Below are 15,725 nucleotides of genomic sequence, written 5' to 3' on the forward strand. Positions count from 1 at the left end.
CTGCCGGACCGCCGCCTCGAGCTCGTCGAGCCGGGCGGACTTGAGCACCAGGCCGGCGCCGCCCACCTCGGCCACCCGGGTGGCGACCGCGGCGCCGGCCTCGCCGGTGAGCACGAGCACCCGGGCCCCGGTGGTGGACAGCTCCGCGATCGCGCCGATCGCGTCGCCGTCGGGCAACCGGCGGTCGAGGACCACGACGTCCGGCCTGTGACGCTCGGTCTCGGTGAGTGCCTCGGCGATGGACTTCGCCCTGGCCACGACCGTGATGCCGGTGGCCTGGTCCAGCGCCAGCCCGATCGCCTCGGCGACCATGTCGTGGTCCTCCACGAGGATTACGCGGTGCGGTGGCGTCGTCGGCGACGATGGCATTCGGCAGGTCCCTGGACGACGGGTGGGTCGGGCTTCTGACCCGCGATGCTACCTCCGGCCGGGCGTCCGGACGTGACAGACCACACGACGTGGCGGGAACGTATTCCCCGGTCGTTCCGTTGTACAGATTGGTCGCCGCCTGGAGCCCAGGAAGTAGCCGACGTTTCCGGCGGTGTGATCCCCCAGAGCACTGTCGACGCACGTCGGCCTGCTTGCGCCGGCGACCCCGAACCGCCGGCCGGTCGGAAACCCCCAGCCGCCGGCCGGCGGTTGCAACCACCGTCCCGACGATATTTGTCTACTTCGGACTGTTCGGTCGCGACCACCGTCCCCACCGCCGTCCCGGTGCGGTTCAGGGCTTGCGCGCGACACCGCCGAGCGCGACCGAGTCGGCCGTGGTGCGCGTCAGGAGGGGGCCGTCCGGCCACCACTCGTTGAGCTGGACCAGACCCGGCTCGACCATCTCGAGCCCGTCGAAATACCGCTGGATCTGATCGCGGGTGCGGAAGTATCCCGAGCCCATGGCGCCGTTGGCGAAAATGTCCTCGACGGACCGGGCCAGCTCGGTGCCCGCGCCGCCGTCCTGCGGGTCGGTGAAGTGGCTCAGCAAGAGATAGGAGCCGGAGGGCATCAGCTCGACGTAGCGCCGCATGATCTCCAGTGGACCTTCCTCGTCGGAGACGTGGTGGATCGTGCTGGAGTGGATCAACGCGACCGGCCTGGTGAAGTCGACGCGCCGGGTGATCTCCGGGTGGTCGAAGATCTCATCCGGTTTCGTGAGGTCGGCCATCACCAGGTGAGTGCGGTCGTTCTCCTCGAGCAGCGCGCGGCCGTGCGCCGCGACCACCGGATCGTTGTCGACGTAGACGACGCGTGCCTCGGAGTTCATCCGCTGGGCGGCCTGGTGGGTGTTCTCCGCGGCGGGCAGCCCGGCGCCGAGGTCGAGGAACTGGTCGATGCCGGCGGTCCCGGCGAGGAAGCGGGTGGCCCGGACGAGCCAGTTGCGTCCGGCGCGAGCGAGCAGCTTCATCTGCGGAGCGACGGCGTCCACCTGCAGGAACACCTGGCGGTCGACCTCGTAGTTGTCCTTGCCGCCGAGGAAGTAGTCGTACACCCGCGCCACGCTCGGCCTGCTGGTGTCGATCACTGCCGCTGCTTGCCGCGTGTCCCGAGTCACGTCCGGAACGTTACCTGACCAGGGCCGGATGGGGTCACTCCACCGTCCGTGCGCGGTCAGCACGCCGGGCACTGCTTCGCCTGTGCCACAACGTCATCGGAGATCGCGTAGTCGCCCCGGACGGTATGGCTGTGCGCCTGCCGGTGACCTTATCGTCGATCTCTCACCCTGCCTGAGGAGGACGACGTGGTCCACGAGATCGACCGGCGCACCCTGCTCGCCGGACTGGGGCTCGCCGGGGTCACCGGGCTCGCCGCACCCGGCCTGGCTTCGGCCGACCCGGCCGGCACGCGCGCCGACGACCCGCTCGACCTGGAGTTCCGGATCCGGGAGAAGTACCGCCCGTTCGACCTGATCGCCCCGCGGTTCGTGCAGTACGACTCGACCGTCGGCCGGGTCCGGTCCACCCTCGTCGACACCGGTGTGCGGCCGCGGGCGCCGTACGGCTCGGTGCTGGTGGAGGTCCGCTCGCTCGACGGCGCCGTGGTCGCCGGGCTGGTCGGCGACCGTACCGTGCTCGGCGCCTACTACGGTGCCAACGCGACCATCGAGGTGGACGGCGAGGTCGTCGCGTCGACGCCCGCGTCGCTGGTCGCGCCGTTCGGGTTCGCCGTGGTGGTCAACGAGAACGCGGTGACCGTACTCGCGGACCCGACCGGCACCGGCACCGGCTGGCAGCCGCTCGTGACCTCGCGCGATCCGGTGCACCAGCGGATCGATCTGCGGGTCCCGGACGTGCTCGGCCAGCTGAACTACGGCTACGGCGGCCGCGGCGACGCGCTGCTGGGTCGGGTTCGGGCCGGGTACTTCGGCCAGGCCGGCGTGCGCGACCCGCACGTCGTGCAGCACGCCGACGGCCGGCCGTACATCCGCGACGGCAAGCTCTACCTGACGCTGACCAACGCCGGGCTGGGCTTCTTCCAGCAGGCGCACTGGGCGGTGTGGACGCTCGACCTCGCCGACCCGACCCGGCTCGAGCAGGTCGCCACGCTGTTCTTCGCGCGCGACGGGGTCGTGCTGGGCGACCACGCCGGCCAGATCGTGTACGACCGCGGCCGGTTCGTCGTGGCGATGAGCTCATGGGGCGACTTCGACTTCCGCGGCGTGCACATCCGCCACGCCACGACGACGGCGAACGTGCTGTCGGGCGTGCACGTGCTGGCGACCGAGCCGCTGCCGCTGCCGACGTCGGTGAGCTCGTGGGACCCGGCGCTGACGAGGATCGGCGGCCGGTGGCACGTCGCGTTCGTGGAGAGTCCCGCGCAGCAGCCGGCCTTCGTGTTCCACCCCGCGCTCGCCGTGGGCCCGCGCGGTGCCGACTACGCCGAGGGCCTGTCCCTGGCCGGCGCCGACACGTCCGTGGACCAGACCGAGGGCACGATCCTGCAGAGGTTCGGCTCGACCTGGCACGTGCTCGCTAGCGACGGGGACGCGCGCCAGTACAAGGTGTACGACCTGCGGATGCGGTTGCTGGGCACGCTGAACGCGCCGTACGGCACGAACATCCCGCACCCGATGGTGGTTCCGGACGGGCCCGGCTGGTGGCTGCTGACCTTCGACGGGACCCAGTACGCCGAGCCGGTCCTGGGCTATGGCGGGCACGGCGACTTCATCGTGATGCGGGGCTAAGAGGCCGGGACCTGGCCCGTGATCGCGAAGTCCAGGCGCCGCGCCACCGACACGGCCTGGTCGGCGAAGCGCTCGTGGTAGCGGGCCAGCAGCGCGACCGACATGGCGGACGGCACGCCGTGCGGCCAGCCGGGGTCGGTGATCGTCGCCATGACGTTCGCGTGCAGGGCGTCGACGGTCCGGTCGGTCTCCTTCAGCTCGGCGAACCCGCACTCGTGCGGGTGACGGACGAGCTCGGCGAGCCGTTCGGCCATGTCGACGGTGATCCGGCCCAGCCGGGCGAACTCCTCCTCGAGCTCGCCCGGCACCGGCCGGTCCGGATGGGTCAGGCGTACCGCGTCGGCCACGTGCGCGGCGAGGTCGCCCATGCGCTCGATCTTGTCCGTGCAGTACACCGCGGTGAGCACGAGCCGCAGGTCGCCGGCGACCGGCGCCTGCAGCACGAGCAGTTGCTGGGCGGTCTCCTCGCACCGGTCGCGGGCCCGGTCGAGCTCGGTGTCCCCGGCGAGCACCTGGCTCGCCAGATCCGCGTCGGCCGCCAGCACCGCCACGGTCGCCGACCGCATCGCCGCCGCGGCCAGGTCGCACATGTCGCCCAGCTGCGCGCGAAGCTCGCTCAGCTGCGCGTGGAACTCCTCCCGCATGATCCCGAGCTCCTCGAGTACGGACCCAAGCGGGCGTCATACCCGGGATCGCGTTTGCCAAACCCGCGTCAGGCGTGGGGGAGCTTGACCACGGTCACGAAGAAGTCGTCGATGTGCCGGACCACCTCGATGAAGCGGTCGAAGTCAACCGGCTTGCTCACGTACGCGTTGGCGTTCAGCCGGTAGCTGCGCATGATGTCCTCCTCCGCCTCGGAGGTGGTCAGGACGACGACCGGGATGACCCCGAGGTCGGGGTCGTCCTTGAGCTCGGCGAGCACCTCGCGGCCGTCGCGGCGCGGCAGGTTGAGGTCGAGCAGGATCAGCCCCGGGCGCGGAGCGTCGGCATACGGGCCCTCCCGCCGCAGGAACTGCAGCGCCTGCACGCCGTCGTTCACGACGTGGAGGCGGTTGCGGACCTTGTGGTACTCGAACGCCTCCCTCGTCATCAGCACGTCGCCGTCGTCGTCCTCGACGAGCAGTACGTCGACCACGTCCAGCGGGGTGGGGTCAGCCATCGGTGTCGGTCTCCTCGTCGTTCTGCTCGGCCAGCACCGGCAGCGTGAAGCGGAAGCGCGCGCCGGGGCGGTGCTCGGTGTCGAGCCAGATCCGGCCGCCGTGGTACTCGATGATCTTCCGGGACATCGCGAGGCCGATCCCCGTGCCCGGGTACTCGGCCTTGCCGTGCAGCCGCTGGAAGATCACGAAGATGCGCTCGGCGTAGTCCGGCTCCACGCCGATCCCGTTGTCGGTGAACGAGAACTCCCAGAAGTCGCCGTCCCGGTGGGCCTCGACGACGATGTGCGGCGGGTCCTCGCGGCGGAACTTGATCGCGTTGGACACGAGGTTCTGGAACACCGCGGTCAGCAGCGGCACCTCGGCCCGGACGGTGGGCAGCTCATCCGCCTCGATCGTGGCGCCGGACTGCTCGATCATGGTCGCCAGGTTCTTCGTGGCCTGCTCCAGCACGGTCGTGCACGACACCTCCTCGGCGTCGCGCGGGATCCGGCCCACCCGGCTGAACGCGAGCAGGTCGTTGATCAGCTCCTGCATCCGCTTGGCACCGTCCACCGCGAAGGCGATGTACTGGTCGGCCTGCTCGTCGAGCCGGCCGGCGTAGCGCCGCTGCAGCAGCTGGCAGAAGCTCGCGATCTTGCGCAGCGGCTCCTGCAGGTCGTGGGAGGCGACGTAGGCGAACTGCTCCAGCTCGGTGTTCGACCGTTCCAGGTCCTGCGTGCGCAGGTCGAGCTCGTGGTGTGCCGCCCGCACGGCCGACAGCTCGTGCAGGATTCGCTCCCGCATCTGGTTGACGTCCGCGCCGAGGTTGCGCACCTCGGCCGGCCCGCTCTGCTCGACCCGGTGCGCGAAGTCGCCGTCGGCCACCGTGCGGACCTCCGCCGCCAGCCGCGACACCGGCCGGATGGCGGCGCGCCGCAGCCCGACGGCGAGCGCGACCACGATCAGCGCGAAGCCGGCGGCGATCACGACGCACACGACGTCGAGGGTGGTCGACGACCGGTCGAGGGCGGCGGTGGCGCTGCCGCGGGCGTCGTCGAGCGCGGCCCGCAGGTCGTCGAGCGACGAGCGGACCGCCTCGAAGTACACCCGGCCGGCGTCCACGTTCGTCGTGGTGACCGTCGGCCTGCCGGTGGCGTCGACCACGTCGATCGCGGGCTCGGCGTAGCTCGTGCGCCAGTCGTCCGACCGCTCGGTCACGTCGGCCAGTGCCCGCGCCACGGCCGGGAACTCGCGCACCACCGGCTCGAGCCGCCGCGTCGCGTCGCGCTCGACGGCCAGGCCGTCCGTGTAGGGCGTGAGCAGGTCGCGTCGCGCGCCCAGCGAGTAGTCGCGAACGCCCGTCTCCTGGTTGACCAGGGCCGACTCGAGCCGTAGTGCCTGCTGGATGGCCGGGTCGATCCGCTCGACCACCCGCGCGCGAGTGTCGGCGAGGTTGGTCAGCGCGAGGGTCCCGACCACGACCGATGCGAGGCTGAACAGGACGAGAGCGCCGACGCCGACGTTGATGATCCGGCGCAGCGGCCACCGCGTCGCCCGGGCGGGACGGCGGTCCGGTGGTGCCGGCGCCGGCTCGGCGACCTCGCGGTGGTCGCCCTGGCCCGGAGCCCGCTCGGCCAACTCCGGACGGGTCATCCGCCACCCTTCGGGTTCCAGCCCAGCGCGACCACCGCGAGGTCGTCGTCGAGGTCGCCGCCGTTGAGCTCGCGCACGCGGCCGATCACCTCGTCCAGCAGCCGCTCGTTGCGTTCGCCCGGGCCCACGTCGGGCGCCCCGGTCTGGAGGACCGACTCGACCAGCGTGACGAGCCCGTGGACATCCAGGCGGTCGTCGCCGGGACCCACCCGCCCCTCGATCAGTCCATCGGTGTACATCAGGACCGACCATGCCTCACCGAGCGCCATCTCGCCGCTCGGCCACTGCGTGCCGTTGCCCACGCCGATCGGCGTGCGGCGCCGCGTCTCCACCGGGCGCACACCGGCCGAGGTGATCAGCAGGGGCGGCGGGTGGCCGGCGAGGTAGAGCCGCCCGGTCGACCGCGTCGGGTCGATGGAGAGCATGCACAGCGTCGTGAACAGGCTGGGCCGGTACCGCTCGTGGGCGAAGACCTGGTCGATCGTGGTCAGGGCCTCGCTGCCGGTGTCGCTTCCACCGTGCGCCGCGAGGATCATCGTCCGCCACGCGACGCGCATGGAGACGCCGAGCGCGGCCTCGTCCGGCCCGTGCCCGCAGACATCGCCGACCATCGCGTGGACCCAGCCGTCCGCGCCCTCGACGACGTCGTAGAAGTCGCCGCCGAGCAGCATCCGCTGCCCGCCGGGGGAGTAGCGGGCGGTGACCCGCAGCGCGGGGGTCGCTCACGAGGGGCGAGGGCAGCAGACCGCGCTCCAGGCGGGCGTTCTCCCGGGCGTAGATCTGGGCCTCGCGCAGCTGGCGCTGGATCTCGTCGGACCGCACCCGCTCGATGGCGTACCGGATCACCCGGGCCAGCAGCCGACCGTCGACCTGCCCCTTGACCAGGTAGTCCTGGGCGCCGATGCGGACCGCCTCACCGCCGAGGTGCTCGTCGGACCGGCCGGTCAGCACCACGACGGCGACCTGGGGGACGTTCTCCTGCAGCCAGCGCAGCCCGTCCAGCTCGTGGGTGTCGGGCAGGCCGAGGTCGAGCAGTACGCAGGACGTGCCGGCGAGGGCCGCCTTGGCCTCGGCGAGCGTTCGCACGCGACTCAGGACGACGCCGGCCTCGACCTCGCGCAGCTGCTCCTCGACGAGGAGGGTGTCGCCGTCGTCGTCCTCGATCAGCAACACCCGGGCGGGCCCGGGTCTGTCGTCCGGCGACGCCCCGGTGAAAGCCCCGGTGAAGGCGATGTCCCGAGCTACCATCAGCGGCCCACCCGTCCTGATCTTGGGTGCCGACCCCCGACGGTCGATACGGTCGACACATCGTAAACGCTGGCTCGTGGAGGTATTGAGCCCAGACTGCCAGGTCGCCCCGTGTCGGCCCAACGTGCCCCGAACGCCACATCCGGGACGAACGGCGTCCCGGATGTGGCGTTCGGCGCAGGATTACTCAGCGCAGGATTACATCGTGGCGCACTGGCCCGACGCCGGGCCGTGCACGGTGTTCTTCCGGCCGTCGTTGGTGGGCGGCGGGTCGTTGCCCGTGCACGACAGCGGGCCGGTGATCGTGTTGGCGGCGATCACGTGGTCGCCGCCGGTGTTGTTCCGCACCGAGACCGGCCCGCTCACGGTCGCCCCGTCGACCGTGACGCCGCCCTCGTTGCCCGACAGCGACACCGGGCCGCTGACCCGTGCCTGGTCCAGCAGCACCGCGCCCGTCGAGCCGGTGACCGACACCGGGCCGATCACCCGCGTGCCCGACAGCGAGACCGTGTCCGGTCGCGTGGCCGACACCGGCCCGGAGATGAGCCCGCCGGTCGCGATCAGCGACGCGCCGGGCCGCACGGTCACCGGACCGAGGATCGTTGCCTCCTCCAGGCAGGTCAGGCCCGTGGTGACGGTCAGCGGGCCGTCGCGCCGCCCGGTGATCGTCGTGTCGCACCGCGGACCGGGCTCGCCGACCGAGGACCGGAACACGGGGTCGGCGGTGACCGGCGAGTTCTCGGCGAAGTAGTCGACCAGCATCGTCAGGTCGTTGTCACCGGTCGTCGCGCGGTCGGTGCCGCCGGCCAGGGTGGCGAAGTTGTCCCCACCGGCCGCGAGGAACGAGTTCACCGTGACCCGGTAGGTGCCGGTCGGACCGATCGGCGTGTCGTTCAGGGTCATCGACGTGATCCGCTGGCCCTGCGGGTTGTCCGGCAGGTACGTGTACGTGAAGCCCTTCGACACGCCGAGGTGCAGGACCGGCCGCGACGCGCCCGCGGGCTGCCACTGCTCCTCCAGCACCTGCTTGATCTCCGCGCCGGTGTAGGTCTTCGTCACCACGTCGTTGGCGAACGGCTGGACGGAGAACGCCTCGGCGTAGGTGACCACACCGTCCTGCGCGAACAGCAGGTCCGCCCGCAGCCCGCCCGGGTTCATGAACGCGATCTGCGCCCCGCCCCGGCCCGGTTCGCTGGTGCCGGCCAGCTGTACGTCGGCGATGAAGTTGCCGAGCACCGACTCGGCACCCCGGTCCTCGGTGCCCTCCGGGGTGAAGGCTCGCTCGATGTCCGCGGTGATCGAGCCCAGCGGCTGCTGGCCCAGCACGTCGGCGTTCGCCTTCGCCTGGTCCACCAGCGCGGCCACCTCCGGGTCGGGCGGCACGCCGACCACGTCGACCAGTGCCGCCGAGCTGTCCACAATGGACTTCGAAGCCGGGTCGACGGACAGCGTGACCTGGGAGAGCTTGCGCCCGTACTCCTCGGCCTGGACCACCGGCCGCAGCCGGTCGGTGCCCGGGACCGGCGCGGTGAACGCGTACGGCTGGTGCGTGTGTCCACTGAGGATCGCGTCGATGTCCTCCCCGGCGGTCATGAACTCGCCGAAGACCGGGTCGTTCGTCAGGTCCTCGACCGAGCCGATGTTCTCCGGCGCCGCACCCTCGTGTGCGACCAGCACGACCACGTCGGCCTCGCCGTTGGCCTCCGCGCCGTCCTTCAGCTCGGCGGCGACGGCCTCGGCCTCGTCGACCGGGTCGCGGAACGTGATGCCGGCGATCCCGTCCGGGCTGACCAGCGAGGCGGTCTGCTCGGTCACGACACCGACGATGCCGACCCGGATCCCGCCGACCGTCCGCACGTCGAACGCCGGCAGGGCCCGCTCCTCGCCGCGGTACACGTTCGCGCCGAGGTACGGGAACTCCGCCCGGTCGGCGACGCGCCCGGTCAGGTCCGCGATGCCCTTGTCGAACTCGTGGTTGCCCACCGAGGCCGCGTCGAGCCTCATCAGGTTCAGCGCGTCGAGCGTCGGGTTGTCCTGGTCGATCGCGGAGATGAACGTCGACGCGCCGATGTTGTCGCCGGCGGCGAGGAACAGCGTGTTCGGGTTCTCCCCGCGCAGCTGGTCCACGAGACCCGCGAGCTGGGCCGCCCCGCCGACCGGCCGGCCGTCGGGCGCGTTGCCCGGCGACTCGAGGCGGCCGTGGAAGTCGTTGATGCCCAGCAGTTGCAGCTCCACCGGACCGGGCTGCGCGGTGGACAGCCCGACGACGATCGGGTTGTGGTCGCTCGCCCGGTACGGGCCCGGCGCGTAGAAGGCCGGGTGGCCGTCGTACTGGAACGCGAACGACTCGTGCGCGTTGATCTGCCAGACGTCGACCCCGGTGACCAGGGCGGCGAGCGACGGCGACGCCACGGCGTGGTCGAGCGAGCCGGACTCGCCGCCGAACACGTAGGTGTCCTCGCGCCCGTCATTGAGGTCCACATAGGACTCATCGTAGAGGGCCCGCATCGGGTCCTCGTGCGTGTACGCGTTGAAGTCGCCCAGCAGCAGCACGTCGTCGCTGCCGCTGTCGGCCTTGAGCGCCTCGACGAACGCGGTCAGCGAGCGGGCCTGGCGGACCCGGTCGCCGTTGAACGCGCCCTGCCCGTCACCGGTGTCGGCGTTGTCGCCGGTCGCGGTGTCCGACGGGCTCTTGGACTTGAAATGGTTGGCCACCACGGTGAACGTCGCCGAGCCGGCGGTGAACGTCTGCGCGATCGGCTCGCGCGCGTTGAACCACACGGACTCGTCGTTGATCGTCCGCGACTCGCCGACCGGGGTCACCGAGGCGGGCTTGTAGATGATGGCCGTGGTGATGAAGTCCTGCGCGTCCGCCGGCGGGAGCGCGGCGGGGGAGCGGACGTAGTCCCACGTGCCGGCACCGTCGGCGGCGTTCAGCGCGGCGACGAGCCGCTCGAGCGCCTGCTGCGGGTCGTCGGCGGAGAAGCGGACCGAGTTCTCGATCTCCTCCAGCGCCACCACGTCCGCGTCGAGCGCGGTGATCGCGGCGACGATCTTCGCCTCCTGCCGGGCGAGGCCGGCCTCGTCGTCCGCGCCGCGCGCGTCGCCGCCGAAGTGGACGAAGTAGTTGAGCACGTTGAAGCTGGCGAGCTTGATGTCGCCGCCGACCGGCTCGGGTGCCGCGGTGCGCGGGTTCGTCGCCTTGAACGTCGTGCGGTCGATCGCCGGGGTGGTCGCGGTGACCGGTGCGGTCGGCTGCAGCCGCCACTCGTCGAAGCCGAAGGACAGCACCGTGGGCCCGAACGCCTCCACGCCGTCGCCGACCCGCAGCGGCGCGTCGGGGTAGACGTAGGGCGGCTGCTGGCCCGCCGACGACAGGTTCGCCGAGGACCCGTCGTCGAGCAGGATCCGGCCGAGCGCGTTGGCGGCGGCGAGATCCTGGGCCTGCTGTGTGCCCGGCCGGAACCGGTCGGTGGGGATAGGCGCCGGGTCGTCGCCCGCGGCGAGCACGACCTCGCCGAACCGGTTGGTGTTGAAGACCTCCGAGACCGTGTAGCCGCCGACCGGCGCGACGGTCGTCGACTCGACCGACTCGCGCGCGGCCGCGTCGAGCGGGAGGGTGAGCGCGGTGGGTGCGGGCAGCGCCGCGTCGTGTGCGCAGATCTGCACGTCGGTCCGGGCGGCGATGGAGATCTCGGTGAGCCCGAAGAACTCGCTGACCGTGCCGCGGACCCGGACCTGGTCGCCGATCGCGACGCTCGGGTGGTTGGCCGCGTTGCTGGTGAGGAACACGAAGATGCCGTCGGAGGCGGCACCCGCGGCCGGGGCCCGGTCGCCGGAGCCGGCCGTCTGCACGTAGATGCCGTTGTAGCCGCCGGCGCGGTGGTCGGCGGTGACGACGCCCTCGACGACGACCTGGCCGCCGACGAGCGGCGAGGTGTCGCCGGTGCCCTGGACCTCGGCGATCGTGCGGTCGACCGGCAGGTCACAGCCGACCGGGTCCGGATCGGGGTCGCCGCCGCCCTCGCCGCCCCGTGCGCCGAACGTGTGCGGCGCCGGCGCGTGCCAGACGCCGTCGATCTTCTGCAGTGAGGAACCGACCGGGGTGGCCGAGCCCTCGGCGACGCCGATGTCGGTGGCGGCCATGCCGTTCGCCGGGCCGCCGGTCGCGGTCAGCGGGCCCTCGTAGGTGAGGAACTCGGCGACCGAGCCGTCCGGTCGGACGAGCGCGATGCCGTCCGGGGAGCCGTTCTGCAGGCCGTTGGTCGGGTAGGTGGCCACGACGACGCCCGCGTCGGGGACCGTGCCGGACAGGGTGCGGGTGTCGTAGACGGCCCCGTCGTTGCCGTTGTAGAGGGCGAGCTGCCAGCCGGTCAGGTCGAAGCCGACCGGGCCCTCGACCTCCAGCGCCTCGCCGGTGTCAGTGCCGACGTTGTCGTAGTGGATCTCGCTGAGGAACGGCGCGGTCGGTTCCTCCGCCGCCGCCGTGGAGGCGCTGAGGGTCGCGATCGTCGCGATCGCGGTCAGCGCCCCGAGTAACTGGAGCGGACGGACACGTCTGTCACTGGGCATGGGGCCGGCCTCCGGTGGGGAACTGTGAAACCGGCCGGAGCCTAGATTCGCGAAGTGGCCGGAAATGATCTCCACGGTGTACGTGACGAGATCGTTAGGTGCTTCGGCGACGGTTGGTCGCCGCCCGATCCGCGCCCGTGATCGGGCTCGGCGAACGGATCAGTCCCTTGCGCCGATCCGCGTACCCGCCGCCGACCGCACACGGTGGGCTCGCGGCCCGTGCCGGTCCTCGAGCTGCGACTACGCGCCCGGCGCATACCTACGATCGACCCTTTCGACCGCCGGGCGAGGTCGGGGTTGAACCGCCCGGCCCAGCCGCCCGTGTATCTGGGTGAGCCCCAAAAACGGCTCCACTGTGCAAGCGAGCTGAGGAGAGTGCTGTGACGCATCGTGGCCCGGTGGTCACCGCCTTGGTCGTAGTGGGTGGCCTCATCGGATTCATGACGGCCAACTCGGCGGGCGCCCTGGTCGAGCCGACGGCCGCGGACCAGGGCGGCGTGGAGGTGCCCGCGCCACCGGCCGAGCAGCCAGACGGCCAGAACGGCCAGCAGCCGCCCGAGCAGTCGAACGAGGCGCCTCCGCCGGCCGGATCGGAGGAGGAGGCGTCCGAGACGCAGCCCGAGCCCGACGCCCCGGCCGCGCCCACGTTCCCGGCCGAGGCCATGTACGCCGGTGACGCGACCGGCAGCGACCTCGCGATCGCCGTCGCGGTCAAGGGCGAGCAGGCCTCCGCGTACCTGTGCGACGGCGAGTCCGTCGAGTCGTGGCTGAAGGGCACCGCCGTCGACGGCAAGATGGACCTCACGTCCAGGGACGGGTCGTCCCGCCTCGTCGCCGGCCTGGACGGCGAGCGGCTCGCGGGCGAGGTGACCTACCTCGGGCAGACCCAGCCGTTCTCGATCGCGCTCGCCCCACCGCCCGCGGGTCTCTACCGTGGCGAGAACGGCGAGACCACGATCGGCTGGATCATCATGCCGAACGGCCAGCAGGTGGGGATCTCGAACACGAGCGGGCAGGCCCAGCCGGCGCCGCCGCTCGATCCCGATGAGGGCGGCGTGACCATGGACGGGCAGCGGATCGACGCCGAGCAGGTGGACGGGGACACCACCTTCAAGTAAGCAGGTCCGCGACCAGATCGCACGCTTCGGGGCGAACTCAACACAGGTCGACGCCTCCCGTGAGGCCGCCGGCCGGGAGTGTCATGGGTTCGCCCCGCCATGTCGGGGAGAGATGAGATGCGCCGGATGAGCTCGTCGGATTTCTGGCCGACCAACGAGACGGACGCCGACATCACGCAGCCGGTCCAGCAGCACTGGACGACAGAGCGCGTCGGGTGGGACAGCCCCAGTCCCGGCTGGGAGGTGGATCCCGACGAGCCGCCCAGCGGCAACTTCGGCCGCGTGCTCATCGCCATGGGCATCGGCTCTCTCGTCGCCGTCGCCCTCGGTGTGTACGGCTCGGCGCACGACCCGACCGGCGCGGCGATCAGCCTGGCCGGCTTCTCCACCGGTCTGCACGCGAAGGCGTGGCTCGCGAGCGCCTCGTTCGCGCTGGTGATCGTGCAGCTGCTGTCGGCGCTCGCGATGTGGGGACGCCTCCCCGGCGTGCGTGGCGGCGGGCCCACGTCGGCCTGGCTGCACCGGTGGTCCGGCCGGCTCGCCGTGCTGATCTCGCTGCCGGTGGCGGCGCACTGCCTGTACGCGCTGGGCTTCCAGAGCTTCGACACCCGCGTGCTGCTGCACTCGCTGCTCGGCTGCTTCTTCTACGGGGTCTTCGTCTGCAAGATGATCGTGCTCGCGCGTGACGACCAGAAGCCCTGGGTGCTTCCGGTGATCGGTGGTCTCGTCTTCAGCGGCCTGACCGGGCTGTGGCTGACGTCGTCGCTGTGGTTCTTCTCGAATGTAGGTCTGCAGCTGTAGTTGATCTGGAGGTTGGTTATCCCATGGCGGACGACACGCGCGCCCGAGGCGTGCCGAGGCGAACGGCGGTGGCCGGAGCGGTGGTCATCGCCGGCACGGCCGCCGGCTGTGCCCGGTACGGCGCACCCGCGGCCGAGCCGCCACCCATCTCCGCGGCGGCAGAGGAGGGCACCGTACTCGGTGCGGCATCGGAGGTGCCGGTCGGCGGCGGCAAGATCTTCGCCGACCAGAAGATCGTCGTGACACAGCCCGCGAAGGGCGAGTTCAAGGGTTTCTCGTCGATCTGCACGCACCAGGGCTGCGCGGTGACGGCCATCAAGGACGGCACCATCGACTGCGAGTGCCACGGCAGCAAGTTCGCGATCGCCGACGGCAAGCCCGCGGCGGGTCCGGCGAACAAGCCGCTGCCCGCGCAGCAGGTGACCGTCACCCCCGACGGCAAGATCACCACCGGCGCCGGCGGTGGCGCCCAGACGACCGCACCGGAGGAGGGGCAGGAACCCCCGGCCGAGAAGCCGCCCGTGCAGGGCCTGGCGTCCACAAAGGACATCCCGGTGGGCGGTGGCAAGGTCTTCGAGGGCGAGCAGGTCGTCATCACCCAGCCGGTCGAGGGCGAGTTCAAGGGTTTCTCGTCGATCTGCACGCACCAGGGCTGCGCGGTGACGGCCATCAAGGACGGCACGATCAACTGCGAGTGCCACGGCAGCAAGTTCGAGGTCTCCGACGGCTCGGTCCGTTCCGGCCCGGCGTCGAAGCCGCTGCCGTACCGGAGCGTGAAGGTCGAAGGCGATCAGATCACCCTGGCCTGACAGCCGATTTCCTGGCGGTAGCCTGTGCGCCATGCGTGCCGACGCCGTGCGCAACCGCGAGCGGATCCTGCGGGTCACGGTCGATCTCGTCCTCGAGTACGGCCCCGCCGTGCCGATGGAGGTCATCGCGCGGCGGGCCGAGGTCGGGGTCGCCACCCTGTACCGGCACTTCCCCGACCGGGCGAGCCTGTTCACCCAGGTCAAGCTCGACGTGATGGAGCGGGCCGCCGAGGAGGCCGAGGCCGCGCTGCACGAGGAGACGGACGCGTTCGCCGCGCTCGCCCGCTACATGCACAAGGCGATCGACCTGCGGGCGAGTGCCGTCGTCCCGATGCTCCGCGAGCACGCGCAGCGGGACGAGAACGTCATCGCCGCGCGGATGCGGGGGCGTGCCGCCGTCGACGCGCTCGTGAGCAGGGCGCACCGTGAACACGCGCTGCGCCCCGAGGTCTCCACGGCCGACATCTCGATGCTGATCATCCGGCTCTCGCGGCCGATCCAAGGGATCCCGGCGGCGGACAACCTCGGCCTGAGCCACCGCCACCTGGAGCTGCTGCTCGACGGCTTCCTGCACTTCCTCAGCGGGGACCCGCTGCCCGACCCGGCCATCACGCTCGACGAGCCGGCACCGGTCCCCGACAGTCTGTAGGCGTGGGCGTCGGAACGCCTTACACTCGCTCTGCCCAACTCAGACCGAGTGCCCACACCCGGCCACGGGTCCACCGCACTAGCCGGGAGGATGATGCGTGTGGCGGCGTCGCGGAACGACCAGACGTCCCGCACGATTCGGCTGCTCCTGGTCGACGACCACTCCCTCGTCGTGACGGCGATGGTCGCGGCATTCGAGGACGTCCCCGACATCGACCTCGTCGCCACCGCGACGTCCGTCGGCGAGGCCGTCGCCGAGGTCGTGCGGCACCGGCCTGACGTGGTGTTGCTCGACCGGCGGCTGCCCGACGGCGACGGCGTGGGCGCGATCGGCCGGATCCTCGCCACGTCGCCGCGGGCGCGGGTGCTGCTGTTCACCGGAGCCGCCGACCGGGAGATCGCCGACCGGGTCGCCGATGCGGGCGGCGCCGGGATCCTGCTGAAGGCCGGTGTACTGGAGGACATGCTGACCACGATCCGCAGCGTCGCGGCCGGGAACAGCTCGTTCGACGTGAGACCTTCCGGGCGGCCCAGAGTGCGCTGACGCACCGCCCCTGACCGA

Annotated in this window: 13 protein-coding genes and 1 pseudogene; 6 read left to right on the forward strand and 8 right to left on the reverse strand. The window is 71.6% G+C overall.

The window, feature by feature from the left end:
* A partial coding sequence (locus ACRDTB_RS20885) for a response regulator (RefSeq protein WP_431432698.1) occupies positions 1-369 on the reverse strand: 369 nt, incomplete at its 3' end.
* Positions 370-721: 352 nt separating this feature from the next.
* Entirely contained in the window at positions 722-1,546 is an 825-nt protein-coding gene (locus ACRDTB_RS20890; RefSeq protein ID WP_431432700.1) for an SAM-dependent methyltransferase, read from the reverse strand.
* Between the two features lie 186 nt (positions 1,547-1,732).
* Between ACRDTB_RS20890 and ACRDTB_RS20895 the strand changes: the two genes are divergently transcribed.
* Entirely contained in the window at positions 1,733-3,175 is a 1,443-nt protein-coding gene (locus ACRDTB_RS20895) for a hypothetical protein (protein WP_431432702.1), read from the forward strand.
* Here ACRDTB_RS20895 and phoU read toward each other — a convergent pair.
* From phoU to ACRDTB_RS20925, 6 genes and pseudogenes are all read right to left on the reverse strand, one after another.
* On the reverse strand, positions 3,172-3,819 hold the full coding sequence (gene phoU / locus ACRDTB_RS20900) for a phosphate signaling complex protein PhoU (protein ID WP_431432704.1): 648 nt from the start codon (positions 3,817-3,819) through the stop codon (positions 3,172-3,174). The two genes, ACRDTB_RS20895 and phoU, sit on opposite strands and share 4 nt — an antisense overlap.
* 68 nt (positions 3,820-3,887) lie before the next feature.
* On the reverse strand, positions 3,888-4,334 hold the full coding sequence (locus ACRDTB_RS20905; protein WP_431432706.1) for a response regulator: 447 nt from the start codon (positions 4,332-4,334) through the stop codon (positions 3,888-3,890).
* A complete protein-coding gene (locus ACRDTB_RS20910; RefSeq protein ID WP_431432707.1) occupies positions 4,327-5,967 on the reverse strand; it encodes a sensor histidine kinase in 1,641 nt (546 codons plus the stop codon). Before ACRDTB_RS20910 ends, ACRDTB_RS20905 begins: the two co-directional genes overlap by 8 nt.
* Positions 5,964-6,638 carry a PP2C family protein-serine/threonine phosphatase gene (locus ACRDTB_RS20915; protein WP_431432709.1) on the reverse strand — a complete coding sequence of 225 codons (675 nt, stop codon included), beginning with the start codon at positions 6,636-6,638 and terminating at the stop codon, positions 5,964-5,966. The genes ACRDTB_RS20910 and ACRDTB_RS20915 overlap by 4 nt, the downstream gene beginning before the upstream one ends.
* A 232-nt stretch (positions 6,639-6,870) precedes the next feature.
* Positions 6,871-7,215: pseudogene (locus ACRDTB_RS20920) on the reverse strand (response regulator); the annotation flags it as partial.
* A gap of 198 nt (positions 7,216-7,413) precedes the next feature.
* Complete coding sequence (locus ACRDTB_RS20925) at positions 7,414-11,787, reverse strand: ExeM/NucH family extracellular endonuclease (RefSeq protein WP_431432711.1); 4,374 nt, start codon at positions 11,785-11,787, stop codon at positions 7,414-7,416.
* A gap of 440 nt (positions 11,788-12,227) precedes the next feature.
* On the opposite strand from ACRDTB_RS20925, the gene ACRDTB_RS20930 reads away from it, so the two are divergent.
* From ACRDTB_RS20930 to ACRDTB_RS20950, 5 genes are all read left to right on the forward strand, one after another.
* Positions 12,228-12,905 (forward strand): hypothetical protein, encoded by a 678-nt coding sequence (locus tag ACRDTB_RS20930; protein WP_431432713.1) that lies wholly within the window; start codon positions 12,228-12,230, stop codon positions 12,903-12,905.
* Between the two features lie 126 nt (positions 12,906-13,031).
* Positions 13,032-13,706 (forward strand): DUF6529 family protein, encoded by a 675-nt coding sequence (locus tag ACRDTB_RS20935; protein ID WP_431432714.1) that lies wholly within the window; start codon positions 13,032-13,034, stop codon positions 13,704-13,706.
* Between the two features lie 23 nt (positions 13,707-13,729).
* Positions 13,730-14,515 (forward strand): Rieske (2Fe-2S) protein, encoded by a 786-nt coding sequence (locus tag ACRDTB_RS20940; protein WP_431432715.1) that lies wholly within the window; start codon positions 13,730-13,732, stop codon positions 14,513-14,515.
* Positions 14,516-14,546: 31 nt separating this feature from the next.
* Entirely contained in the window at positions 14,547-15,164 is a 618-nt protein-coding gene (locus tag ACRDTB_RS20945; RefSeq protein ID WP_431432716.1) for a TetR/AcrR family transcriptional regulator, read from the forward strand.
* A gap of 99 nt (positions 15,165-15,263) precedes the next feature.
* Entirely contained in the window at positions 15,264-15,707 is a 444-nt protein-coding gene (locus ACRDTB_RS20950) for a response regulator (RefSeq protein ID WP_431432718.1), read from the forward strand.
* Positions 15,708-15,725: the final 18 nt, after the last annotated feature.

Source organism: Actinophytocola sp., assembly GCF_050699935.1.
Taxonomy (GTDB): Bacteria; Actinomycetota; Actinomycetes; order Mycobacteriales; family Pseudonocardiaceae; genus Actinophytocola.